Below are 21,577 nucleotides of genomic sequence, written 5' to 3' on the forward strand. Positions count from 1 at the left end.
ATGGTATAAAGGCTAACAGGATGGGTGAATTCGTTACCTCGGACAACCGGCTCGGTGCCTATCTGAAGGACCGCCGCGTCAGGCTCGATCCCGCCGCCTTCGGCTTTGCGGGAGAGAGGCGGCGCACGCCGGGTCTGCGGCGCGAGGAGGTGGCAAGCCGCGCCAATATCAGCCCGACCTGGTACACCTGGCTGGAGCAGGGGCGCGGCGGGGCGCCGTCTGCCGACGTGCTCGACCGGATCTCGCGCGCGCTGATGCTGACGGATGTCGAGCGCGAACATCTCTTCCTCATCGGCCTCGGTCGGCCGCCCGAGGTGCGCTACCACAGGCAAGAGGGCGTGACGCCGAGATTGCAGGGCGTGCTCGACGCGCTGGACCCGAGCCCGGCGCTGATCCGCACCGCGATCTGGGACGTCGTCGGTTGGAACCGGGCGGCAACCGTGCTTCTGACCGATTACGGTGCGCTGCCGCCTGAGGAGCGCAATGTGCTGCGCTTCATCTTCCTCGATCCGCGCGTGCGCGCCGCCCAATACGACTGGGAAAGTGTCGCCCGCTTCGTCGTCGCCGCCTTCCGCGTGGACGCGGCCCGCGCCGGGGCCGCAGCCGAGGTCGAGCCTCTCGTCGACGAACTCTGCCGCAAAAGCCCCGAATTCCTGGCGATGTGGAGGGATAACGACGTGCGCACCCACGGCGAGGGCGCGAAGCACATCCGCCACCCCATCCTCGGCCCACTCGCTTTCGAATATTCCGCCTTCCAGGTGGATGGGCGGCCGGATCTCAGCATGGTGGTGTACAATCCAGCGACGGCGGAGGATGCGGCGAAGATCAGGAGTCTGACGGGTCTGAAGTGAGCGGGTGTGTGAAGGGCGGTTTGGTTGCGTTATCGCTTCCTTGCGGCAGAGGTTCTCGGCTCTCGTTTTCGTTGCCCCGAACACGATTGCGGCGCCATTCGAGCGCAACAAGCAACCAGAACGTCAGGAAAAAATAGAAGAGGAACATCCGTATTGTCGACTTAAAGATAAGCGAATTGATGGAGTCATAAGCCCGGTATCCACGAGGTCCATCACCGAAGCCGTCGAAAAAAATCTGATGGCCAATGAGAAAAACGGTGATGAGGGCAATCCCGATCCAGGCCTTCGGCGCCGGTGGTTTTCCCTTGGGGCTGTAGATGACGATCGCGCATGCGAAGGTGGCAAAATATAAAGATAGCATCGATCGCGTAGCAAAGAATACACATTGCTGACTGTTCGAAGGCCGAAGATTTATGAACTGGTCATAGATGGTGATGTTCTGGTGCCAGAGCGCCTTCAAGAACCAAGTATCACGAAAATAACAAACGCCCTGGGTGGGAAGGCGCGGTATCAGCACCCAGGTCGCCACCGACAAAAGTACCAGCGACCAGAACCAAATGCCGATCACCCTTCTTCTGCGCGCGATTTCTGGGTTGCCCTGCTCAGGCATGATGTTTTCCTTCAATCAAAGCGAGAGGTAAGTTCTGAATATCCGACTGTCAATGATGTTAAGACGTCGCCTCAATCCGGACAAATCTGCATTCATGCTGTGCATTGACGCGCGCAAGATTTGAGCCGCGCGGATGGGGATTTCAATGAATTCATATCGTGCCGCGGTCTTGGTCGCCGCTTCGGTCTTGATGGTGTTGTCGGCGTCGACGGCATCCGCCTGCAGCTGCGGACGGGCGTCCTCGAAGGACAAATTTGCAGAAGCTGATTTGATCGTGAAAGGCCGTATGAAGCTGGTGACCTTCGGCGTCGAGATTCCAGATCTGCGATCCGAAGGCGAGGCGCCACGGTTGACGCGTGGCGACTTCGAGGTCGACAAGGTGCTGAAGGGCACCTTCAAGGGCAAAACCCTCTCGGTTTATACGGGTGCCGGCATGGGGGATTGCGGGCGTCTGGGGGAGTTCCTCACCGCGGCGTTTTACTACCACAGCGACAAATTCGCCGTTTACGAATTCGGATTGTCGAAAACCGAATTTGCGGGGCAGACGCTCTATTTTACGTCGATCTGCGACTATGCGAAGGGTCCGAAGGACGGTCAAGAGTAGGCGCCGAACCTCTCGTGAAAATCGCGGTGTCCGGCGGCGCGATGTTCGACCGCCGGCACCGGCCAGGTTATCCTACTTGACGACCTTCACGTTGGCCACGCCCTCTTCGATACGGCCAGATTCTTCGGGAGTCCTGAGAATGAACCTGTCGCTGCCGACGTAGCCTGGCTGCGATATGTAATAGACAGCAACGCCATTCGCTTTGACTTTGTCGCATTTCATCTTCTTGCCGCCTGAATCAGCGATAACCGGCTGGTGGACAATCTCGATGCGCCCATGCTTGGGCTGCTCCACGATGTCTACACGAGGATAGTCAATAAACTTGCAGTCGCCATTGAGGTGAACGTTCTGCAGCACCGACGTCCTTTCGCCGCTGCGTGCTGTCACCCGGTGAGAATCGTGTCTGATATTTGACGTCGTCGTGCAGTTTGAAAGAGAAATTGTCGCGACGGCCAATATCGAATATGTAAAAATGCTTTTCACTGTAAACCCTCAACTTTAGCTTGAACAAACATTGAATTTTTCGGGAAGTCAAGCAGAGTACAGGCTCTGGATTGAACCTTGTTTCGCTTCCAGGAATTATTGAGGTGCAGTCTGTGAAAAGACGTAACGCGGCTGCGCTGCAAGCGTCGACGATCGCAATTTGGGGGCCGAAGGACGGCCAAGAATGGGCGCTGAAGCTCGTGTGAAAAGCGGCGTGCCCGGCGGCTGCGTCCTTTGTGCGTCCGAATGGACGCACGGCGCTCTATTGGGCCTTACCGCGCCAATGCCGACGCCGCCCCGCTCGTTCTCTTCACGGCGGGGCGTTTAACGGCGGCGTGAGGCGCGGATGCGGGCAGCGGGCTGCCTGGCAGGTCGCTACCACTGAGACCCGGAACTTGCCGCCGACGTTGCGGTCGAAGATCGCCCCGATGTATGCAGTCTTGCCGTTCCGGCAGGCCGCTCTCCAGTCAGTACGAGCGTCTCCTGCTGTCCCGGCAGCAAGAGCGGCGGGCCGTGCGGAACATGGATGGCGGCTGACGCCTTCAGCCGGCCGCGTGGACCCGTTTTGGCCGATGATCTGGAACCATGATCCCGCCGTACTGTTTAACTGGAAGGCGCGGAAGCGCCGATAACGGGGATGCCGATTGCCGGCCAACCGGGTAATGACGATCGGCCTTTCGGTTCGCCTATGGAGGAACACGACATGCAAACGACCCGATCGAAAGAACTGGCGGAGGAATACCTGCGGCTTGGCGGCAAACGGCTGGCGAAGATCGATGACAATATCGTTAAAATCCGCCACTGGGAGGATGACACGCCGGAGGCCGAGGCCTTCTGGCAGAAGCACATTGAGCCGCTGGATGACAAGCGCCGCATAGAGGTCGAAACGCACCTTCCCACGATCAACGACAGGTGATCGCGAATCAACGACCGGTGATCGCGGCGATTTCCCTGGAGCGCATGACATTGACGCACGACAGCGCCGCGCGTCTGAAAAGACGCGACAGGCTGTCGTGCTCGGATATGTTGCGCCGCTGCGCTTACTGCAGCGTGCGCGTCTGAACCTGCTCAGCGGCGTGAGGCGCGGATCCGGGCAGCGGGCTGCCTTCCAGGCCGGTCGCCACGACCGAGACACGGAACTTGCCGTCGAGGCTGCGGTCGAAGATCGCGCCGACGACGATATCGGCGTCTTCCTGCACTTCGTCACGAATGCGGCTTGCCGCCTCGTCCACTTCGAACAGCGTCATATCCGAACCGCCGGAGATCGAGATCAGCACGCCCCTGGCGCCCCGCATCGAGATATCGTCGAGAAGCGGGTTGGCAATCGCCGCTTCCGCCGCCTTCATCGCGCGGCTCTCACCGGAGGCTTCGCCGGTGCCCATCATGGCACGGCCCATGCCTGACATGACCGACTTCACGTCGGCGAAATCGAGGTTGATCAGGCCTTCCTTGACAATCAGATCGGTTATGCAGCCGACGCCGGCATAAAGCACGCGGTCGGCCGTCATGAAGGCATCGGCGAACGTCGTTTTTGCATCGGCGATGCGGAAGAGGTTCTGATTGGGAATGACGATAACCGTATCGGCCGCCTGGCGAAGCGCCTCGATGCCGATTTCCGCCATCCGCATGCGGCGGTTGCCTTCGAAGGTAAAGGGCTTGGTGACCACGCCGACCGTCAGGATGCCGGCGGCACGCGCAGCGCGGGCGATGACGGGTGCAGCACCCGTGCCCGTTCCGCCGCCCATGCCGGCGGTGACGAAGCACATGTGCGAGCCGGCCAGGTGATCCATGATCTCATCGAGCGACTCTTCGGCAGCCGCATGGCCGACCTCAGGCAGCGAACCGGCGCCGAGACCCTCCGTCACATTCGCGCCAAGCTGGATGCGGCGCGTCGCCTTGGAGGTGGCCAGCACCTGAGCATCCGTGTTTGCGGCGACGAATTCGACGCCCGCCAGCTTTTCCGCGATCATATTGTTGATCGCATTGCCACCACCGCCGCCGACACCGATGACTGTAATATGCGGCCGTAGTCCAGAAATGCCGCCCTTGGCGTCCGTCATCGCGCTCTCCTTTGATGCTTCGTTCATGCCCACCCTCGTTTGCGGACGGCGAATCGGGCGTCAGGATACGCGAGCAACAAGGCGGAGGCGAGGCGAAAGACGTCTCAGGGGGCGCGGTTATCGGGATGGGGCTTGGTTGTGGCTTATTAAGCCGGGAGCTGAGAATTACGCTTCGCGGTCGCCGTGAACTCTGTTGCGACGCCCATCGATCGCGATGAGCAACCAAAAAGTCAGCAGAGCGTAAAAGAGGACCATGCGATAGATCGACTTCCCTCAGTTTGCCGGCAACCGTCGCTCTTGACTCGGCGTCGTCCTCGGCCTTGAGCCGAGGATCCGCTGCACAGGTTGCAGATACTCGGGACAAGCCCGAGCATGACGAAAAAGGAGTTCGCTACGGAAACGCGTCAATGAAGTTTTGATGCACAATATAGAAGTGTTCGCCAACCTTGCTGACGCTGAAAGGCCAGTCCGAACCAGGATAGAGATTGACGCATTCTTTCTTTTCTAAGCACAATTTTTGGGTTCGCTGTTGCCAGGCGGCGGATTGCTCGCCGCTGGGCAAGGCAATCTCATCACTCTCATCGTACACAAGCGTCGTGGATGTTATCGTCTTGAACATACTGTCCAATGCAAATGTCCTGAATCGCGGCTCACCGCTCGTCACATCGGTTCGTTCGATCTCTGCCAGATACGCTTGCTTCTTCAAAGCAAATCGAACGCTGTCGGGCGTTATGCCGGTAGCAGCAACGATGTAAATAATGACTAGCCACGGAAGAGGCGTGACCAAGAGCGACACGACACGCCACCAGCGCCGCCGCGCCAAGTTGATGCAGATGGAACCGGCGATCGCGATCACGGTCAGCGCGAGAGTGATAAGGCCGATGATCCACCAGTCCCATTTGGGAGCCAGCCACCATAGCCAATTTTGCGCCAGGTACGGCAAAAACCAGATTGCATATGTCCACGTAAACTTGTGATCACGTTTTTCCGACTCTGCCACGTTTAGCTACCGGTCATTTATTGATTCCCTGATCAACAATAACACGCAGGATAGATGGCGATTTGAAGAAGAGGGCGTGGCACTGATGACCTATCTGAAACACGGCCTGCTGATCGCGGCCGTGATGCTGGCGGCAGCGATGACATCCCTGCGCCAGGCCGATGCCGCTGAGTGCGAACAGGAAGCCTTCGAAGAGCGGGATATGTCGTCTGTACTGTGGACGCTGACAAGCCGACCTCAGATTGTTCTGGAAGAACGCCGATACGGCCGCCCGAAGGCTCCGCCGGCAAGGTCCCGAATTTCTACAAGAAGCCGAACGGCGTATTCTTCCTCGGTGAGGCAGCCGCTGCGATCCTGCCGTCCGATGAATTCCTGAGTGTAGGCAGAGCGTCCGCTTCGCCACCCAGTCCGGCCCGATGCTCGTCGTCGCCAACAAGCTGAACCCGATCTTCATAGCCGGCTCGACGGACCGAACCCGCTGCAGCGGTGTCGGAAGCTGCGCCGGTGGCGCGGTTCGCTTCGCGATCAGCGAAGACGGGGTGAATTTCCACGACCTCGCGCGCCTCTTCCGCGACCATCTGAAATGCCCCGATGCCTTGTTTGTGGATGCCGGGCGAGGGGTGGGGATTTATAATCATGAGATGGGGCGTAACGACTGGTCATGGCATGGGGGGTATGGGCCGGTGTTTGGGGTTGTGGAGTAGCGGGAGCGGCGGGCAAGCAGTCCGGACCCGCATATACGGCACCTTCAGGAAATGTCCGCCGAAGGATATCGGGCTTTAGGTGTTGGTGTTGCACACCCCCGGATCATCTGCCTGCAGCTATGAAAAACGATCCGGGAAGCAGCAATTCGTCAAAGCCGATTTGGTCGCGAAGGATGGCACGCTGCGGCTGTTTCTAGAGCCAAGTATGCACCCTGAAATAAAAATTATCTGTATTATAAACGCTGCCACATGATAAGGTTAGTTTGGGAAGCTCGATCCATCTGTGAAAATTCATGCAAGAAATTATAGGTGTATGAATGTCTAGTGATCCAATTCAATCCAGTGTTTATTTGACAGTTATTGGGCCAGAAGCCGTAATTCAGTCGCTTGGCTCGCTGGAAGGCATCGAAGGTGTCACTCTCGGAGAAGCGCAGCCTCTCGATGGTCTAGCGGACGCCGCCGACGCACCGCTGGGACCGGATGAGCTGAAACTGCTTCTTGAGTTTATTACCGTGGGCCTTGGCCTTGGCGCAGCCACGTTGAAATTCATTGAAGCGATGCTGTCGCTGTTAAAAAAATCCGAAAAGACACCGGCGCATGAGATCATCATTCTGGATGGCCATACCAACCAGGAGATCCTGAGAATTGACGAGAATACAAACGCCGTGAATGCCGCGCAGCAACTCAAAGCATGGAGCACAAATGAAAAATGATTCCACTCCTGCAATTCGATCCGGCAACGCTGACACTGTGGTACGACACCCAGCTTCTTTCTGCCAGTAAGTCCAGCCGCGAGGTGGGCCTTGCGCTTCACTATGCAATGGACGGTGAGGAAGAATGGCTGAAGTGCCTTGTAAGGCAACAAACGGATCCGTGGACCCGAACGCGATGTGCATCCGTTGCAAGTGCTGTCTGGCACGAAAAGCGACATTTTCTCGATTTCGTTCTTACGAACTACGGCGCACTTCGAATCCGGCAATTCTTTCTGCTCTACATTAACGTCAGAACCGTTCTTCAAAGCTCCCTTGAAAGCAAGAGCCCAATACTGGTGCCGCTCGATCGGAATCTGGATGCGCTGCGAAGAGAAATGATGGGGATCGCCCCTCCAGGCGCCATTATCGAATCCATGGCCCGGGGCATTCGCCAGACCAAGAAAATGATTCTGGAAGACCGCAGGCCGATACCGGGGCGATTTGGCGCCATGGAGGTCGGTGGCGAAGCCATATTCGAGTGCATTGCCTATCATGTCCAGCTCGGGAAAGCCCACCGGGTTTTCGGACGAGAGATTGTTGACAGCGTTCAGTCGGACAATCCCTCTCGGGAATTGATCGGCCAGAAATACCAGTGGGCCTACCTCCTGATGAGGCAGACCGGGCTTCTGGATGCCGATTTCGTACCGGGTTCGAACGCTATCCGCATCAGGGATGAGCCGCTTATTCCGCTTCTTTATGGTGCACTGGCTGGCCGCTATTACGGTCAGGAGCAGACACGCACAGAAACGTCATCGTCCGGCCACGCTGCCGAACGCCTCGCAAGCCTGGTTCTGAAACTGCGGGAAGATGCTGCAAACTTTACGAAACTCTCGACCGTGGAGGCATGGGAGCGCGTCAACGACGCCGCATCCGCCATATTCGGAAGAAGCGTGATCCAAGAGATCGAGGCCGATTTCGAGCACGAGGCGAGGCTTATCGAGCAGTTCGAAGAAACGGGCAATGACGATCTCGTGGTCGCTGCTTACAGGGATTTTCATCGGCTTCGCGGAGAGTTCATCCAGATATTGAAGGATGAGCCAGAAGAGATCCTCTCACAGGATCGTTGGGCCGATAGCCTTGTCAACAGGACGCAGCCCTTCGTCGTGGCTGCGGCGCCCGCAGGTGCAACTGGTGTGGTGCCCGAAGGTTTTTTGCGATTGAGCGCCTACCAGCACCCCGAGACGGATTATAACAGCTTTCCAGATGCCCGCTGGTGGTGGACAGCCATGCGGGAGCGGACCGATTCTGAAGGCGAGTTGCTGCGGCTCCACGATCAGAAATCATGGGTGAATATCGCGTCCGATTATGCGCCGATGGCAAAGCTTATGTTCGACGGGAACAGAATGCGCTCTATGGTCGGTCCCGAAATCATGTCCACCAAGATCCGGATCGAACGTGAAAGCGGAATCCCGCTCGTCATCGACGGCATTTCACGCCACCCGAATGACGTGCCCGACATAGCGCAGTGGTACTATCTGACAGGCAAAAATCACTTTCGGTGCCAGGTGACCCGCAAGCTTGTGCAGACACCCCACGGGCGGATGCTCGACCCCTGGGATGTAAGAAGGCGACCGGCCTTCCTCGATGCACTCGTAACGTCGCTCGGAGGAAGCCAGCAGGATCGGATGCGCCGTGTAATATGGCGGGACTGGTCCCCGTGGCTGGTTTGCGACGAAGTGGGCGCACTCTTCGACCATGCAAAAATCGACTACTCCTATTTCAAGAGTAGCCAGTTTTAATTGTTGCCTCGATGTGCGCCATAAGCTCGGCTTCTCGCGACGCGAACACTTTGATGTTCATTTCGCTCCTCCGGACATCGTCCTCGGAAAATCCGACGATGCAGCGCACGATCTCGCCAACGGTTTCGATCTTGAGAGCCAAACCCAGCCGATCGTCCGGCTCTGGCCCTGTGCCGACATATGCCATGGTGTGGATGTCGCACAGGTCCTCGTCTCGGTGCCCTTCCAGCAGGGTGCGGTTTTCGCAACAAGTGTTTAACAGCGAGCGCAGCTTCATGTCGGCATTGACGTTGAACTTGAGGCTTTCTTCGTTTTCATCGTCTAGAGACCAGCGCAACAGCTCAGGACCGAATGCGACCTCGAATTTTATGTGCTCCATGACGCCGTCGATTTCCACCTGCGCGCTGTTTCTGATGACCGTATCCGAATCCTCGACCATCTCGTGAGCAGTAGTCTCCAGATCTAGGGACTGATCGAGGATTCCGTGCTCGATGAACATCAGCGACAGGTCGAGCAAGGTCCCGCTCGAAAACCGCGGCAGGATCGGTGGCGGATATTTCGAAGGAGCGAGGTCGGCCAGAAACGGCAACCGTTTCGACCACACCAGCAACCGGTAGGCAATCATCTGCGCGAGTCCGGCTCCCTCATGTTTGAGGGCCGCCAGCAAACCATGTGTGGCGAGGGCGGTTTGCACGCTGGGCTCCGTATCACCCTCGCGGTTGAACAGGCCGACTTTCAGAAGTTCCAGCAGGGTCTCCCCCGCGTCAACCCAGTGCTCTTCGTCATCCCACGCATGTGCTAGGCCGACTTCCCGGATGGCTTTGACAGTAAGCGGTAACTCGTCGTGTTCAGGCGCATCGGGAGATTTGATCATGCCCTCGAACTCGTCCGGCAATATGAAGGCGGCTTCCGCTCCGCCGCTCCACCAGTTGTAGAGATATCCGAGCAGCATGACTACGATAACCCCGCGCGTGACCGGGATCGCAGTTGCATGCGAAGCTTCAATGAGGCTTACGCTGTGCACCTGCATGAAGGCTGAGAGATCATCGAAGTGCTTTAACTCGTCTTGCCCGACATCCTGACGATTGAGGATCGACAGCAAGCAAAGAACAACATTCATCTCGACCATTGAGTTCTGAATATTGATGTCAGTCACATCATCGCTGGACATTGCTGCCTCCACCCGGATTGCAACTTCAAGCTTATTACATTTGTACTTTTTCCAACAGGCTCGAAATTCGAAATGACTAGACGGAATCGGGTTAACCGGCTGTCATCCGCTGGCGGTTGCTTTATGGCGGTCGAATCTCACAATGAATGAGCGGCGAAGGAAATGTCCGGGCTGGGCTCGTTTCTCGTTGGGGACTGGGGATAGGTAGAAAAATCCCAGCTAGTGACAGCCCGCTTTGTCCAGAGGGTCGGTCCCCACAGTCAGCGACGTCGGCCTCGCCTCTGGCTCTTCAACCTCTACATCGACCCCAAGGAAGAATATCCCGTCGCCACCGCATAAACGCCTTCCTCGCCTCTATTGCTGCTGATATAACGAGTCAGTCGCTGCCGATGTAGTCCGGCTCCGAGGATAAAATACAACGATGCCGTCCGCCAGCGACTGCACACTCCGCGTTACTTTGACCACACACCGACACAGCCCCAAAACCCTACCGCCCTAACCCCATCACCACCGGCAAACACAATACACACCGCAACCCCGCCGCCCCATTCGCCTCCAGCACCAGCGACCCACCATACAATCCCGCCAGTTCGCTCACGATACTCAGCCCAAACCCGTTGCCCGGCACATGTTCGTCCTCCCGCACGCCGGCCCGCAGCACGGCATCCAGCCGATCCGCGGGGATTCCCGGGCCGTCGTCCTCGATGGTGATGCGGGCGGTTGGTCCGTCGCGGTGGGCGCGGACGGTGACGCGGGAGGCGGCCCATTTGAAGGCGTTGTCGATCAGGTTTCCGAGCATTTCCTCGACTCGCTTTCGTCGCAGGCTACGCGCAGGCCCTTTGATATATCGGTGTCGAAGGCGATCTTGCGCTCGGCGTGGATCTGGCTGGTCGCCCGGTGGAGATCGGCGATCGAGGCCGCGATGTCAGTGCTGGCGACATTGTCCGATGAGGCCATCACGCGGCGGGCGGCGGCGAGGTGATGCTTGATCCTGTTGTCGATCCGGGCTGCGAGGCTGCGCAGTGCGCCTTTGGGATCGTTTTGCTCGTCGAGCGCCAGGAGCAGGCTCGCCACCGGGGTCTTGAGGCCGTGGGCGAGGTTGGCGAACTGCATGCGGGTTGCGGCGAGCCGCTCACCGAAGTGCGGCGATGTGGTCTTCGAGGGTGATCTCTCCGCGATTGGGCTCGCGCGGCAATTCGGGGCCGTCGAGCGTCGCCTCGGTCATGCGCGTGTAGGAGCGGGCGGCGGCAGGCGAGAAGCCGAGCTTGCGAAAGCTTTCTTCGAGCCGGTCGCGCGGCGTCGTAGCCAGGCTCACGGACCTTCCTACGACGGCAGAGAAGGCTGCGACAACATCGGCGAAGCTGTATCGCTGGGGTCCCTCCACATACTCGATGCCGACATCGCTGACTGGGCCTGACAGACGCGCGGCCGCCGCCTTGCCGAGATCAGTGGGAGAGACCATCGGCAAGATGAAGTCTTCGGGGAAGGCGGTGGTGATCAGACCCTTGCGCGCCGGCTCCAGCAGCATATCGAAATTGGTATAATAGTAAGCCGCCCGGTTGATCGCCGCCGGAATGCCGCTTGCCTCAGCCAGGCGCTCGAATTCATACAGCACCGATAGATCGCCGATGCCATCGCCTTGCCTGGCGCCATAGGTCGATTGCACCACGAGTTTTTCAAGGTCCGAATCCTTCAGCGCTGCGGCAATGCTTCGTGCAGTCTTCAGCTCTTCGGCGTTCGTATCGGTGCCGGGATGTGCCGGCGGGTTGAGGAGAAAGGCGCGTCGGCCTCTCTGGAAGAGAGCCCTCAGTGCCGCGCTATCCAAGACATCAAGCACTACGGCCTCGACATTGCCGCCGTCGACCGCGCTCGCCTTCTGCTCACTATGGACGAGCGCGAATATCTTCTCGCCCGCGGGCCTCAGCGCTTCGATGACACGGGAACCGACATTTCCCGCTGCACCCAGAACGATATACATGATTTCCACCCGGCAGTTGTTTCGCTGCAAAACGAAGTCTCGGTGCCGATGGTTCCTGTCAGATGGCGTAAAGCTCTCTTCAGCCGCCTGCCGACACATTTATGGTGAAAGCCGACCGAGTGCATGGCCCCTGGCGCGCCGATTTCGTCCACAAGCCGTAACGGGGTGAACCAAAGCCTCAGCGCGGTGTTTACAGACGTGCCTCATACTCCGAAAGGAACGATCCCCATGCAAAGACTTCTTTTATCAGGCCTTGCCCTTGCGGCACTTGCCGGCACCGCCTTCGCCCAACAGCCGCCCGCTCCGCCATCCGCCGGGACGCCGCCCGTGGTGGGCGATCCGGCGTCACCGCCGCCTCCGCCACCGAACCCGTCTGCCTCTGATGACGACGAGCGAATGATGGGCGAGCCGGATGCAAGGCCGGGAGATCGGCCCGATTACCGCTGGCATGGTCGGAGAGGCGACATGGGCTTCCGTGGTTTCCGCGGTCATCGCCCGCCGCCGCCGTCCAAAGCCGCCCATTTCCGCATTGAGGACCGGAACACCCGGATTGATCTCAAATGCGCCGAGGACGAACCGATGAAGGCTTGCGCCGATCTTCTGCTGCAGGTCATGGATCGCCTGCAGGGCCAGGACTGACCATCCGCGCTGGAGGCGGGTGCCACACGATGATGCAACCGCCCGCGTTTTCTCGCGGGCGGTTTTGCGGGTTTCTCGGGGCTGTGACACCGCCGTCGAAGTCAAACGCCGCCCCGTAGACCTCAAGGAATGATGCCGCCGCTCGAATTGGTCGATCCCTCGCCATGGGGCTTCGGGGTCGGCGACTGAGGGGCGTCGGTTCACCGCGTGACGCGGGCTGCCGATGTTCCCGAGTAGCGGTCGCCGTGGATCTCGATGCCTGAGAAGACCGCGTCGATCTCGGCCAGTTCCTCCGATGTGAAGGCGATGTTGGCGGCGGCGATGTTTTCTTCCAGCCGATGCAGCTTGGTGGTGCCGGGGATGGGGACGATCCAGGGCTTGCGGGCCATCAGCCAGGCGATGGCGATCTGGGCTGCGGTCGCGTTTCTGCGAGCGGCGATCGCCTCGATCGCATCGACCACCGGCTGGTTCGCCTTGCGGTTTTCGGCCGAGAGGCGCGGATTGGTGTGGCGGTGGTCGTTGCCGCCTTCGAAACTGGTGTTCTCGTCCATCTTGCCGGCGAGGAAGCCGCGGCCGAGCGGGCTATAGGGCACGAAGCCGATGCCGAGTTCTTCGACGACGGGCAGGATTTCCCGTTCCGGGTTGCGCCACCACAGCGAATATTCGCTTTGCAACACGGTGACCGGCTGGACGGCGTGGGCGCGGCGGATGGCTTCGACGCCCGCTTCTGACAGGCCGAAATGCAGCACTTTGCCGGCGCTGATCAGATCTTTCACCGTGCCTGCCACCTCTTCGATCGGTACCGCAGGGTCGACCCGATGCTGGTAGAAGATATCGATGCGATCGGTGCGTAGCCGCTTGAGGGCTTCTTCGACGACCACACGGATGTGTTCCGGCCGGCTATCCAGGCCGACTTCCGGCCGGCCATCCCTGAAGCCGAATTTCGTCGCGATCACCACCTCATCACGGATCGGCGCCAGCGCCTCGCCGACGAGTTCCTCGTTTGTGAACGGCCCGTAGGCTTCGGCAGTGTCGAAGAAGGTGACACCCCGGTCGTGGGCCACCCGCAGGAGCGCGACGGCATCACCACGCTCCATCGCCGGCCCACGATGGTAGTTCAGCCCCATGCAGCCGAAGCCGATCGCCGATACGTCAGGGCCTCTTTGGCCGAGCTTGCGCTTGATCATTTCAAGTCCTCCTTCCCAGGTTTGATCCCAAGATAAGGCAAAGCCTGGCGGCGATTAGCCGGAGATATCGGCATGAACTTATGAGGTCCGCTCATGAATTTCCCGGCTCGCTCGGAGAGGACGAACGGGATCGGGTAAGAGAATCCCGGCAGTGTCTGCCGCTTGAGCCGAAAGCTGCGGGGCTTGCGTTATGACGCCAGGCGAAACATGCCGCTGCGTATAGCCTCGATCACCGTGCGCAACGTGTCTTCCCTGTCGTGCCCTTCCGTCGAGACGACATGTTGCTCGAACGGGCCAAGTGACGAGAATTGCTGATGGAGCGCCGCAATAGGGCCGGGATCGGTCAGCGTGTCGCCGCCACGCTCCCGGCAGCGCCGGATGGCGACATCGAGCGGCGGACGCAGGACTACGTAGTGGAGGGGTGCCGCGATTTTCCGGAACGGTTCCAGGAACCACGGCCCGACGATGCCGTCCACGACGACGAAGTAGCCGCCGCCGGCATAGCCTGCCGCCGCCTTCGTCAACACGTCGACGACAACGATATTCTGTTCATGCGCTTCCGGTAGATAGGGCGGGATCACGCCGTTCTTGATGAAATGCCAGAAGTCGTCGGAATGAAGATGGACCTTCGGCGAGCCGGGCTCGCTGGCGAGCGCCTCGGCCGTCGTGGTTTTCCCGGAGCCCGGCGGCCCGGTGAGAATGAGAACTTCGCCCATGTGATCCATCGCGCGGCATTTTCGCACGAAGCAGCATCGTTTCGCAATTAGCCGATAGGGGGGCGGCAATAGCCCGGCCATGGTCCCTTTCGTTCTGAAGAAGCCGCTGAAACGGCAGCTACTCCGGCAGTCCCGCCATCCTGAGAGCCTCGATATATCGGCTGCGATCGTCCGGTCTTCGGAATGGTGGAAGTACGTCGGCGAGATTGGAAAGCCGGAGGGCGGGGTCCATCAGGCAGAGGCGGGCGATCGTTTCGCGGGCTTGCACAAGCCGCCCGGCCATGGCCTGGCTCGCCGCCATCACGCGCATGGCGCTCGGGTAGTTCGGCTGGTGGTGTAGCGATTTTCCTGCCCAGGCGGCAGCATCGTCATAGTGGCCGGCGCAAAAATGCGCGAGACCGATGTTGAACTGCCAGGCAAAGAGGCGCGGATCCAAAGGGCTGAGACGCATGGCAAGTGTAGCGTGTTCAACGGCCTTATCAGGCTCGCCCAGGCAGGCCTTCACCCAGCTGCTGACGCCGAGCGCAGCCGCCAGGTTCGGGTTGAGGAAGAGTGCGCGATCGATGCATGCTGCACTGTCGTCGAGGTCGCCGCCGACATAACCGATGACATATCCGCCGTAGGTGAGCGCAACCGCATCGTCCCAGCCGAGTTCGACCGCTCTCCGGGCCAGCCGCGTCGCTTCGGCCGTCTCGTCTGCGGGATGGAGCATCCAGCCGTTGCTCTTTCGCGTAGCATAGCAGCGTGCCGCCCGGGCATGCGCTACGGCGAATACCGGGTCACGCTCGATCGCCTTCATGAACAGCCGCAAGGCCTCGTCGATGACCGATCGGTTGGTGACCGTCCGGTCGAAGGCCGCCAGGCCGCGGAGATAGTAGTCGTAGGCGTCGAGGCTCTCTGTCGGCTTGCGTTTGGCACGCTCGATCTCAGCCTCCTCCACTTTCGGCGTTATGGCGCCGACGATGCTCGAGGCGACCTGATCCTGGAGATCGAAGACATTCGCCAGGGTTCCGTCAAAACGATCGGCCCAAAGATGTGTACCGGTCGACGTATCGATGAGCTGCCCGGCAATGCGCAGGCGGTCACCCGTCCGGCGCACGCTTCCTTCGACCACATAGCGAACATCAAGCTCGCGCCCGACCTGCTTTATGTCGACCGCCTGACCTTTGTAGGTGAAGCTCGAATTCCGGGCGATGACGTAGAGGTGGCGGAATTGAGCAAGCGCGATGGTAATGTCCTCGACGATGCCGTCGGCAAAATATTCCTGCTCCGCGTCGCCGCTCAAATTCTGAAATGGCAGGACCGCAACCGATGGCCGGTCGTGATGCTTCGCCGGGGCGGGGAAGAGCTGCGGCTGCGCTCCGACGTCGGCGGCCGGTGCGCTCCGCGGATGTCCGGGTTCCTGCCGCGATTGCAGCGAAGCTGCCAGGGAGGACGTCTGTGCTTCTGGTTCAGCCTGAAGATGCTTCTTCAAGAGCGCCCGGCAGGCTTCGTACTGGCGCAGAGTCGCGTTTTCGTGGCCCCTCAGAGCGTGGATCCGCATCAGCGCCCGATGGGCGGCCTCCACGGTCGGGTCCGCAGCGAGCAGCCTCTCAGCCAGCCCTTCGCAGGCCGATTCTTCCGCGGTGCCTGGCTCGGAAAGCGCTTGGCTTAGCCGCTCCACCAGTTGCAGCGCCTTGCGTTGATATGTGCTCCGATACGGGCCGAACCACTCGTCCAATTCGTCCGGAATGGTCTCGCCTGCCAGCACTTCGCCACGGTAGAGATCGGCGGCGAAGGCGAGATCGGCCGTCTGGCCGGCCTCCAGTTTACGGTCGAAGATCGAAATGTCGGCTTCATCAGGACCTGTTATCAGCGCGACGGTCTCCTGATCCCCGTCGATGTAGACGGTGGCATCCCCGCCAGCCGGAAACGATCGCCTGATATCGACCAGCGCCTGGCGCAGGCTGTTGCGGGCCTGCTCATTGCTTCGTCCTGGCCAGAAAGCTTCGGAAAGCAGTTCCCTGCGATGGCCGCGGCGGCCTGCAAGCACCAGGGCAGCAAAAAGAAGTGACGTCTTGCGCGTGGCGAAGCGGATTTGCCGGTGCTCCCGGGACATCACTTCAAGGCCACCCAGCAACCTGATGCGCAAAGATCGTCTCCCAGATTTCGACCGCGACCGCAGAATAGCATTTCGGCAGATAGATTTAACACCGATTTAGCGGCGGCTTGTCGAAGTTTTCCTGGCCGTTCACGCCGAACCGAACAGCCGGAATACGCCCGCGTGTCAGGCTCCCACTTGCAAATCTCACAAATGGGAGACTGAAAATGGCTCACACGGAAACTCACGCCGGCATCAGCGCGCCGAAAGGACAGTTGTTCGGGTTCAGGCCGAACAGCGTAGCAATCATTGTCGCTGCCCTGAGGAGGTGGCAGCGGAGCGTTGCAAGACGGAAGGCATTGGCAGATCTGACGCCCGACCAGCTGAGGGACATCGGTTATCCCCGGGATGACATCGGTCATCCCCAAATCAATCGACCCGTGCTCGAAATCAAAGCAGGGCTGATGACGAAGTTGATGTCAATGCGATAGTCCGAATGTTCGACTGCGCGGACGCGTCGGCTGCCGGTCGACAAGGCGAGGATCCAAGGTGCAAGCTTGGCGCCAGATTCGATTGGCAGCAGGCAATCGTTGATTCCCGCTCTGTCTGGGCAGGGACCGTTGATCTGGCCACCCTTCGCCATCAGTCGTCAGTTTTTCCGCCGCGGCGATTTCGACTATGATGGGACGCTGGAACGATAGGGATGCACATGATCGATCATATTACCATTGCAGTGAGTGACCTTGAGAAGAGCAAGCTGTTCTATGAACGCGCTCTCGACCCTCTGGGCTATCGCCGTACCTTCGGGAAGGAGGGCGTGTTCTGGGCCTTCGATGTCGGCGGCAGCCTGTTCGAGATACAGCACACCGACGACAAGCCGCCTCTGACGCGTTTGCACGTTGCCTTCCGGGTTCGGAGCAGGGCGGAGGTCGAGGCGTTTTATCGGGCCGCGCTCGAAGCCGGCGCCCGGGACAACGGCGCGCCCGGCCTGCGGCCGGAATATGAAGAGAACTATTATGCCTGCTTCGTTCTCGATCCCGACGGATACAATATCGAAGCGATGCTCAACGAGCCGGCGCCACAAGGGTGAGCGCAGGGCTCTGCCCAAAGAATGCAATCGAGGGGAGGTGGATATGTCGAGTTTCAGGAATGCCGTTGTCTCTTTGCCCGGCAAGGAGCGCGTGGCGAGCACGCCCTTCGGCGCGAGGGTCGTCATCCATGCCACGGCCGCCGAGACCGGCGGCGCGTTCGGGATGTGGGAAACCTTCACGCCGCCGGGTCATGGTCCGGCCCCGCACACGCACACCCGGGAGACGGAAGTCTTTCGGGTCGTTCGCGGTCTCTATCGATTCCAGTGCGGCGACGAGGCGTTCGACGCGCCTGTGGGAACCGTCGTCGTTCTGCCGCCACATGTACTGCACAGCTGGCGAAACATAGGCGACGAACCCGGCCAGATGTTCGGCACGGTCACGCCGGGCGGCTGCGAGCAATTGTTCATCGATATCGAGGCTTTTGGTGCCGATACGCCCGAGAAAATCGCGGTAATCGAAGCGCGACTGGGGATCATCAACGACATCACGCTGGCCCTCGGATTGACGGCACCGTAACCGCGCTGATTGGTCGTCAGGGAGTCGATCGGGTCTGTCTATTGTCGGCGTGATCGCTTTCGCGGCATGGCACTCTCTCAAGAGTCCTGTCGCTTGGAAATATCCGTATGTCCTAACCGCGCTGCGTCCATGTCACCGACGCGCGCATTGGTCTTGAGGAGGCACATTTGATGCTTACGATTGGGTCGATTGTCTGGGGTGTGAGGGATGTTGCGCGCGCCATCGAATTCTGGCGCGCGGCCTTGAATTATAAACCTTTGCGAGAGCCGTCGGAAGATTGGGCCATTCTTGTCCCGGTCACGGGCGAAGGACAGCAGATGGCGATCACGATCGTTTCATCCGACCCCACCACCCACCAGCGCCATCATCTCGATCTCTATGCATCCGATCAGCAAGCCGAGGTCGAGCGGCTGTTGTCTCTTGGAGCGCAGCGTGTGGATTGGCGCTATCCCGAAGGCGCGGACTATATCGTTCTGGCTGATCCTGATGGAAACAGGTTCTGCGTCGTTCAGAAGGAGATGGAACAAACCGGCGTCGCCAATCCATCCGCTTGATCCCCGAAGGTGCGGGAAAAGGTGCGCGGCGCTGTAGGGCGTAATGCCGAAGCGATTTTCAGGAAGAACAGCCCCGTCAATGATTGGCGGGGCTTTTTGCTGTCTGGCGGCAGGCGAGTTCAGATGACCTGGCCGCCGGAGACTTCGATGCGCTGGGCGGTGATCCAGCGGTTGTCGTCGCCGAGCAGGCTTGCGATCATCGGGCCGATATCGTCGGGCACGCCGACGCGGCCAAGCGCGATCATGCCGGCGAACTGGCTGTTGAGGTCGGGCATGTCGCGGACGGCGCCGCCGAGGAAATCGGTTTCGATGGCGCCGGGCGCGACGGTGTTGACCGTAATGCCGCGGCTGCCGAGTTCCCTGGCGAGGTAGATGGTGAGGATCTCGATTGCGCCCTTGGCGGCCGAATAGGCGGAGAAGCCGGGATAGGAGACACGGGTGAGGCCGGAGGAAAAGTTGACGATGCGGCCGCCATCGGCAAGCAGCGGCAGCAGCGCCTGGGTGAGGAAGAACACGCCCTTGACATGGACGTCGAACAGCGCGTCGAACTGCGCCTCGGTGGTCTCGGCAAACATTGCCATTTCTCCGTGGCCGGCATTGTTGACGAGGTGGTCGAAGCTATCGCGCCGGAACTTGTCGTGCAGCGCCTTACGGACCTGATCGGCGAAGGCTGGGAAGGTTGCGACATTGCCGACATCGAGCGGCAGGGCGACAGCCTTGCGGCCCATGGCTTCGATTTCGCCGACCACGGCTTCGGCCTCGGCCTTGCCGCTGCGGTAGGTCAGGATGACATCGCCGCCATGGCGGGCGATGCTGACAGCCGTGTTGCGGCCGAGGCCGCGGCTGGCGCCGGTGACGATTGCAATCTTGCTCATTTCGAAACTCCTTCATGGTGTGTTGATGCGACGATCGGAAAAGACGGGCGAGGCCCGTTGCCCGAAGCGCCTGACATTTTGCCTATTCCGCCGAATTCGGTGCCGGCATGGGAGATTTCAGTCATCGAAGACCTCCTTGCGTTCGGCGATCCGCTGCGATCAGGCGTCTCGTCTTTCTGACGGTGTGACTATCCCTGAGGGAAGGCGGGCGGTGTTGCCGGAATCGCTAGGGATATTGCCTAAACCTCCAATTTCGGCTTAGGGTAGCTCGACTGCAGGAGAGGCCAGGTCATGACAGAGACGCTGTTGGAAGCCGTTCGCCGCTACACCGAGACCCACGCCGATCTCTCCGGCCTGGCGCGCACGCCGATTCCAGGCCTTGCCACCATCCGCGCGACGATGCCGAGCGACATGCAATATGCGATCTCCAAGCCGCTGGTGGCGCTTGTCGTGCAGGGCGCCAAGCGCGTGACGATGGGCGATGACGTGTTCGATTTCAGCGCCGGGGACTCGCTGCTGATCACGGCCGATGTGCCGACGGTGAGCGAGATCACTGCGGCAAGCGTCGGCCGGCCCTATTACTCGCTGGTGCTCGACCTCGACCCGGCACTGATCGCCGAGCTCAGCGTCGAGATGAAGCTCGCCCGGGTGGCGGATGGCGCGCCGGTGCGCGTCGAGCCGACCGATACGGAGGTGGCGGATGCGGCGCTGCGGCTGATGCGCCTGCTCGACCGCCCGGCCTCGGTGCCGGTGCTGCAGGCGCAGCTGGTGCGGGAGATGCATTACTGGCTGCTAGCCGGCCGCCATGGCTCGGCGATCCGCCGGCTCGGCTGGCCGGATGGCCATGTGCGGCGCGTGGCGCGGGCGGTGGCAGTGCTGCGCGCCGAGTTCGCCGAGACCGTGCCGGTGGAGAGGCTGGCTGCGGTGGCAGGCATGAGCCCATCCTCCTTCCACCAGCACTTTCGCGCCGTCACCTCGCTCTCGCCCCTGCAATTCCAGAAGCAGCTGCGGCTGATCGAGGCGCGGCGGCTGATGCTTGCCGAAGGTGTCCCAGCCAGCCACGCCGCCTTTGCCGTCGGCTATGAGAGCGTGCCGCAGTTCACCCGGGAATACGGCCGCATGTTCGGCCTGTCGCCGGTCAGGGACATGAAAACGGCGCGGGACCGGGGGCCGGTGGCGGCTTAGAGCGGCATCCACCAACGGCCCTCATCCTGAGGCGTGTAGCCCGTAGGGCGGAGCCTCGAAGGGCACGCCGCAACGCTGCTCTCTGCATCCATCTGGCGCCGGCGCACACGCCCGTCCTTCGAGGCCCCTCAGGGTAAGGCTCTTGGGCGCTGCCGCTCATCGGTCCAGTACACCCTCAATCCCGCGCCGTCGGATATTCGATTGCACTCGTGGCGCATTGGCGATGACATGCCAGGCTATCTGGCGAGCGCCAGTATCAATGTGTGCGTCTCAATCATCGGAATGTGCATTGCGGCTGTTATAATCATAGCCCAAACGGCAACCGAGAACATTACCGCCGCAATCCTGATTCCGACTGGCGTCATTATTTTCTCCATCCCAAGTACAGCGTGTCGCTCCTCTGACAATGTGATGCTAGCAAGGCAGAGGTCGACCCGATATCGCGAGATTTCGGTATATTCAGACGTGCAGCGACACGATCCCTTCGGGGCATCTCAGGATGAGCCTCTCGTGGACGCCGTCGCCCGCCACGCCGCCGGCGGGGTGCCGAAGGCGCGGTTGAAGGCGGCTTCGGTGGCATAGCCGGCGTCGTAGGCGATCGCCGCGATCGGCTGGTCTGAGGTGGCGAGCGCCACGCTTGCGAGATAAAGCCGCTAGTCCCGGATAGCGGATCGGCGATGTCGAAAGCATCGCCTGGAAGCGTTCGGCCAGCGCGCTGCGCGACATTCCCGATGCCGCGGCCAGTTGCTCCAGCGACCAGTCGCGTTTGGGGTCGTCGTGGA

The 21,577-nt window shown here is 60.3% G+C and carries 22 protein-coding genes and 3 pseudogenes; 12 read left to right on the top strand and 13 right to left on the bottom strand.

The genetic code is table 11. The annotated features are described in order from the left end of the window. The first annotated feature begins 20 nt into the window (after positions 1 to 20). On the top strand, positions 21 to 851 hold the full coding sequence (locus tag RWK44_RS27175) for a helix-turn-helix transcriptional regulator (RefSeq protein WP_131663705.1): 831 nt from the start codon (positions 21 to 23) through the stop codon (positions 849 to 851). On the opposite strand, the gene RWK44_RS27180 is transcribed toward RWK44_RS27175, so the two are convergent. Further along, complete coding sequence (locus RWK44_RS27180) at positions 826 to 1,461, bottom strand: hypothetical protein (RefSeq protein WP_246621958.1); 636 nt, start codon at positions 1,459 to 1,461, stop codon at positions 826 to 828. The two genes, RWK44_RS27175 and RWK44_RS27180, sit on opposite strands and share 26 nt — an antisense overlap. A gap of 169 nt (positions 1,462 to 1,630) precedes the next feature. Here RWK44_RS27180 and RWK44_RS27185 point away from each other — a divergent pair, with 169 nt between their 5' ends. Next, positions 1,631 to 2,065 (top strand): hypothetical protein, encoded by a 435-nt coding sequence (locus RWK44_RS27185; protein WP_246732276.1) that lies wholly within the window; start codon positions 1,631 to 1,633, stop codon positions 2,063 to 2,065. Between the two features lie 72 nt (positions 2,066 to 2,137). Here the strand turns inward: RWK44_RS27185 and RWK44_RS27190 are convergent, their stop codons facing one another. Then, complete coding sequence (locus tag RWK44_RS27190) at positions 2,138 to 2,548, bottom strand: hypothetical protein (protein WP_026265322.1); 411 nt, start codon at positions 2,546 to 2,548, stop codon at positions 2,138 to 2,140. A 703-nt stretch (positions 2,549 to 3,251) separates the two neighbouring features. Here RWK44_RS27190 and RWK44_RS27195 point away from each other — a divergent pair. Further along, a complete protein-coding gene (locus RWK44_RS27195) occupies positions 3,252 to 3,464 on the top strand; it encodes a hypothetical protein (protein WP_246654633.1) in 213 nt (70 codons plus the stop codon). A 124-nt stretch (positions 3,465 to 3,588) separates the two neighbouring features. On the opposite strand, the gene ftsZ is transcribed toward RWK44_RS27195, so the two are convergent. Together ftsZ and RWK44_RS27205 are read right to left on the bottom strand one after the other, a co-directional pair. After that, positions 3,589 to 4,608, bottom strand: coding sequence for a cell division protein FtsZ (ftsZ, locus tag RWK44_RS27200; protein ID WP_168282466.1), 1,020 nt, complete (start codon positions 4,606 to 4,608; stop codon positions 3,589 to 3,591). A 391-nt stretch (positions 4,609 to 4,999) separates the two neighbouring features. After that, positions 5,000 to 5,608, bottom strand: coding sequence for a hypothetical protein (locus tag RWK44_RS27205; RefSeq protein WP_316029647.1), 609 nt, complete (start codon positions 5,606 to 5,608; stop codon positions 5,000 to 5,002). Between the two features lie 85 nt (positions 5,609 to 5,693). On the opposite strand from RWK44_RS27205, the pseudogene RWK44_RS27210 reads away from it, so the two are divergent. The 3 genes and pseudogenes from RWK44_RS27210 to RWK44_RS27220 all read left to right on the top strand — a co-directional run bounded on the left by RWK44_RS27210 (position 5,694) and on the right by RWK44_RS27220 (position 8,803). Beyond that, positions 5,694 to 6,312 (top strand): annotated as a pseudogene (locus RWK44_RS27210) (phosphodiester glycosidase family protein). Between the two features lie 317 nt (positions 6,313 to 6,629). Continuing rightward, complete coding sequence (locus RWK44_RS27215; RefSeq protein ID WP_222011609.1) at positions 6,630 to 7,025, top strand: hypothetical protein; 396 nt, start codon at positions 6,630 to 6,632, stop codon at positions 7,023 to 7,025. Then, positions 7,022 to 8,803, top strand: coding sequence for a hypothetical protein (locus RWK44_RS27220; RefSeq protein WP_222011608.1), 1,782 nt, complete (start codon positions 7,022 to 7,024; stop codon positions 8,801 to 8,803). The genes RWK44_RS27215 and RWK44_RS27220 overlap by 4 nt, the downstream gene beginning before the upstream one ends. Here the strand turns inward: RWK44_RS27220 and RWK44_RS27225 are convergent. The 3 genes and pseudogenes from RWK44_RS27225 to RWK44_RS27235 form a co-directional block, all read right to left on the bottom strand. After that, entirely contained in the window at positions 8,784 to 9,974 is a 1,191-nt protein-coding gene (locus RWK44_RS27225) for a hypothetical protein (RefSeq protein WP_316029648.1), read from the bottom strand. The two genes, RWK44_RS27220 and RWK44_RS27225, sit on opposite strands and share 20 nt — an antisense overlap. 487 nt (positions 9,975 to 10,461) lie before the next feature. Continuing rightward, a pseudogene (locus RWK44_RS27230) lies at positions 10,462 to 11,108 on the bottom strand (sensor histidine kinase); the annotation flags it as partial. Continuing rightward, positions 11,107 to 11,952 carry an NmrA family NAD(P)-binding protein gene (locus RWK44_RS27235; RefSeq protein ID WP_316029649.1) on the bottom strand — a complete coding sequence of 282 codons (846 nt, stop codon included), beginning with the start codon at positions 11,950 to 11,952 and terminating at the stop codon, positions 11,107 to 11,109. The pseudogene RWK44_RS27230 and the gene RWK44_RS27235, both read right to left, overlap by 2 nt. 228 nt (positions 11,953 to 12,180) lie before the next feature. On the opposite strand from RWK44_RS27235, the gene RWK44_RS27240 reads away from it, so the two are divergent. Further along, positions 12,181 to 12,591: a hypothetical protein gene (locus RWK44_RS27240; protein ID WP_131644751.1), complete on the top strand. Its 411-nt coding sequence runs from the start codon at positions 12,181 to 12,183 to the stop codon at positions 12,589 to 12,591. 200 nt (positions 12,592 to 12,791) lie between these two features. Here RWK44_RS27240 and RWK44_RS27245 read toward each other — a convergent pair whose 3' ends face one another. The 3 genes from RWK44_RS27245 to RWK44_RS27255 form a co-directional block, all read right to left on the bottom strand. Then, positions 12,792 to 13,778, bottom strand: coding sequence for an aldo/keto reductase (locus RWK44_RS27245; RefSeq protein ID WP_316029650.1), 987 nt, complete (start codon positions 13,776 to 13,778; stop codon positions 12,792 to 12,794). Between the two features lie 188 nt (positions 13,779 to 13,966). Continuing rightward, the gene (locus RWK44_RS27250; RefSeq protein ID WP_316029651.1) at positions 13,967 to 14,503 is read right to left on the bottom strand and encodes an ATP-binding protein; all 537 of its coding nucleotides are present in this window, start codon (positions 14,501 to 14,503) and stop codon (positions 13,967 to 13,969) included. A gap of 109 nt (positions 14,504 to 14,612) precedes the next feature. Beyond that, positions 14,613 to 16,625: a BTAD domain-containing putative transcriptional regulator gene (locus RWK44_RS27255; RefSeq protein ID WP_316029652.1), complete on the bottom strand. Its 2,013-nt coding sequence runs from the start codon at positions 16,623 to 16,625 to the stop codon at positions 14,613 to 14,615. A 176-nt stretch (positions 16,626 to 16,801) separates the two neighbouring features. On the opposite strand from RWK44_RS27255, the gene RWK44_RS27260 reads away from it, so the two are divergent. The 4 genes from RWK44_RS27260 (at position 16,802) to RWK44_RS27275 (ending at position 18,735) form a co-directional block, all read left to right on the top strand. Next, on the top strand, positions 16,802 to 17,065 hold the full coding sequence (locus tag RWK44_RS27260) for a DUF1127 domain-containing protein (RefSeq protein ID WP_316029653.1): 264 nt from the start codon (positions 16,802 to 16,804) through the stop codon (positions 17,063 to 17,065). A gap of 218 nt (positions 17,066 to 17,283) precedes the next feature. Next, the gene (locus RWK44_RS27265; RefSeq protein WP_168271366.1) at positions 17,284 to 17,664 is read left to right on the top strand and encodes a VOC family protein; all 381 of its coding nucleotides are present in this window, start codon (positions 17,284 to 17,286) and stop codon (positions 17,662 to 17,664) included. Between the two features lie 43 nt (positions 17,665 to 17,707). Then, positions 17,708 to 18,181, top strand: coding sequence for a cupin domain-containing protein (locus tag RWK44_RS27270; protein WP_316029654.1), 474 nt, complete (start codon positions 17,708 to 17,710; stop codon positions 18,179 to 18,181). Positions 18,182 to 18,351: 170 nt separating this feature from the next. Then, positions 18,352 to 18,735 carry a VOC family protein gene (locus RWK44_RS27275; RefSeq protein ID WP_020050584.1) on the top strand — a complete coding sequence of 128 codons (384 nt, stop codon included), beginning with the start codon at positions 18,352 to 18,354 and terminating at the stop codon, positions 18,733 to 18,735. A gap of 119 nt (positions 18,736 to 18,854) precedes the next feature. Here the strand turns inward: RWK44_RS27275 and RWK44_RS27280 are convergent, their stop codons facing one another. Continuing rightward, positions 18,855 to 19,610, bottom strand: a complete 756-nt coding sequence (locus tag RWK44_RS27280) for an SDR family NAD(P)-dependent oxidoreductase (RefSeq protein WP_221944117.1) — start codon at positions 19,608 to 19,610, stop codon at positions 18,855 to 18,857. Further along, the gene (locus RWK44_RS27285) at positions 19,607 to 19,735 is read right to left on the bottom strand and encodes a hypothetical protein (protein WP_276508027.1); all 129 of its coding nucleotides are present in this window, start codon (positions 19,733 to 19,735) and stop codon (positions 19,607 to 19,609) included. Before RWK44_RS27285 ends, RWK44_RS27280 begins: the two co-directional genes overlap by 4 nt. Positions 19,736 to 19,901: 166 nt before the next feature. Here RWK44_RS27285 and RWK44_RS27290 point away from each other — a divergent pair, with 166 nt between their 5' ends. Continuing rightward, on the top strand, positions 19,902 to 20,795 hold the full coding sequence (locus RWK44_RS27290; protein ID WP_131663694.1) for an AraC family transcriptional regulator: 894 nt from the start codon (positions 19,902 to 19,904) through the stop codon (positions 20,793 to 20,795). A 494-nt stretch (positions 20,796 to 21,289) separates the two neighbouring features. Here the strand turns inward: RWK44_RS27290 and RWK44_RS27295 are convergent. Next, a pseudogene (locus tag RWK44_RS27295) lies at positions 21,290 to 21,577 on the bottom strand (helix-turn-helix transcriptional regulator); the annotation flags it as partial.

The organism is Rhizobium sp. 25PS6, from assembly GCF_032464655.1.
GTDB classification, from domain to species: domain Bacteria; phylum Pseudomonadota; class Alphaproteobacteria; order Rhizobiales; family Rhizobiaceae; genus Rhizobium; species Rhizobium laguerreae.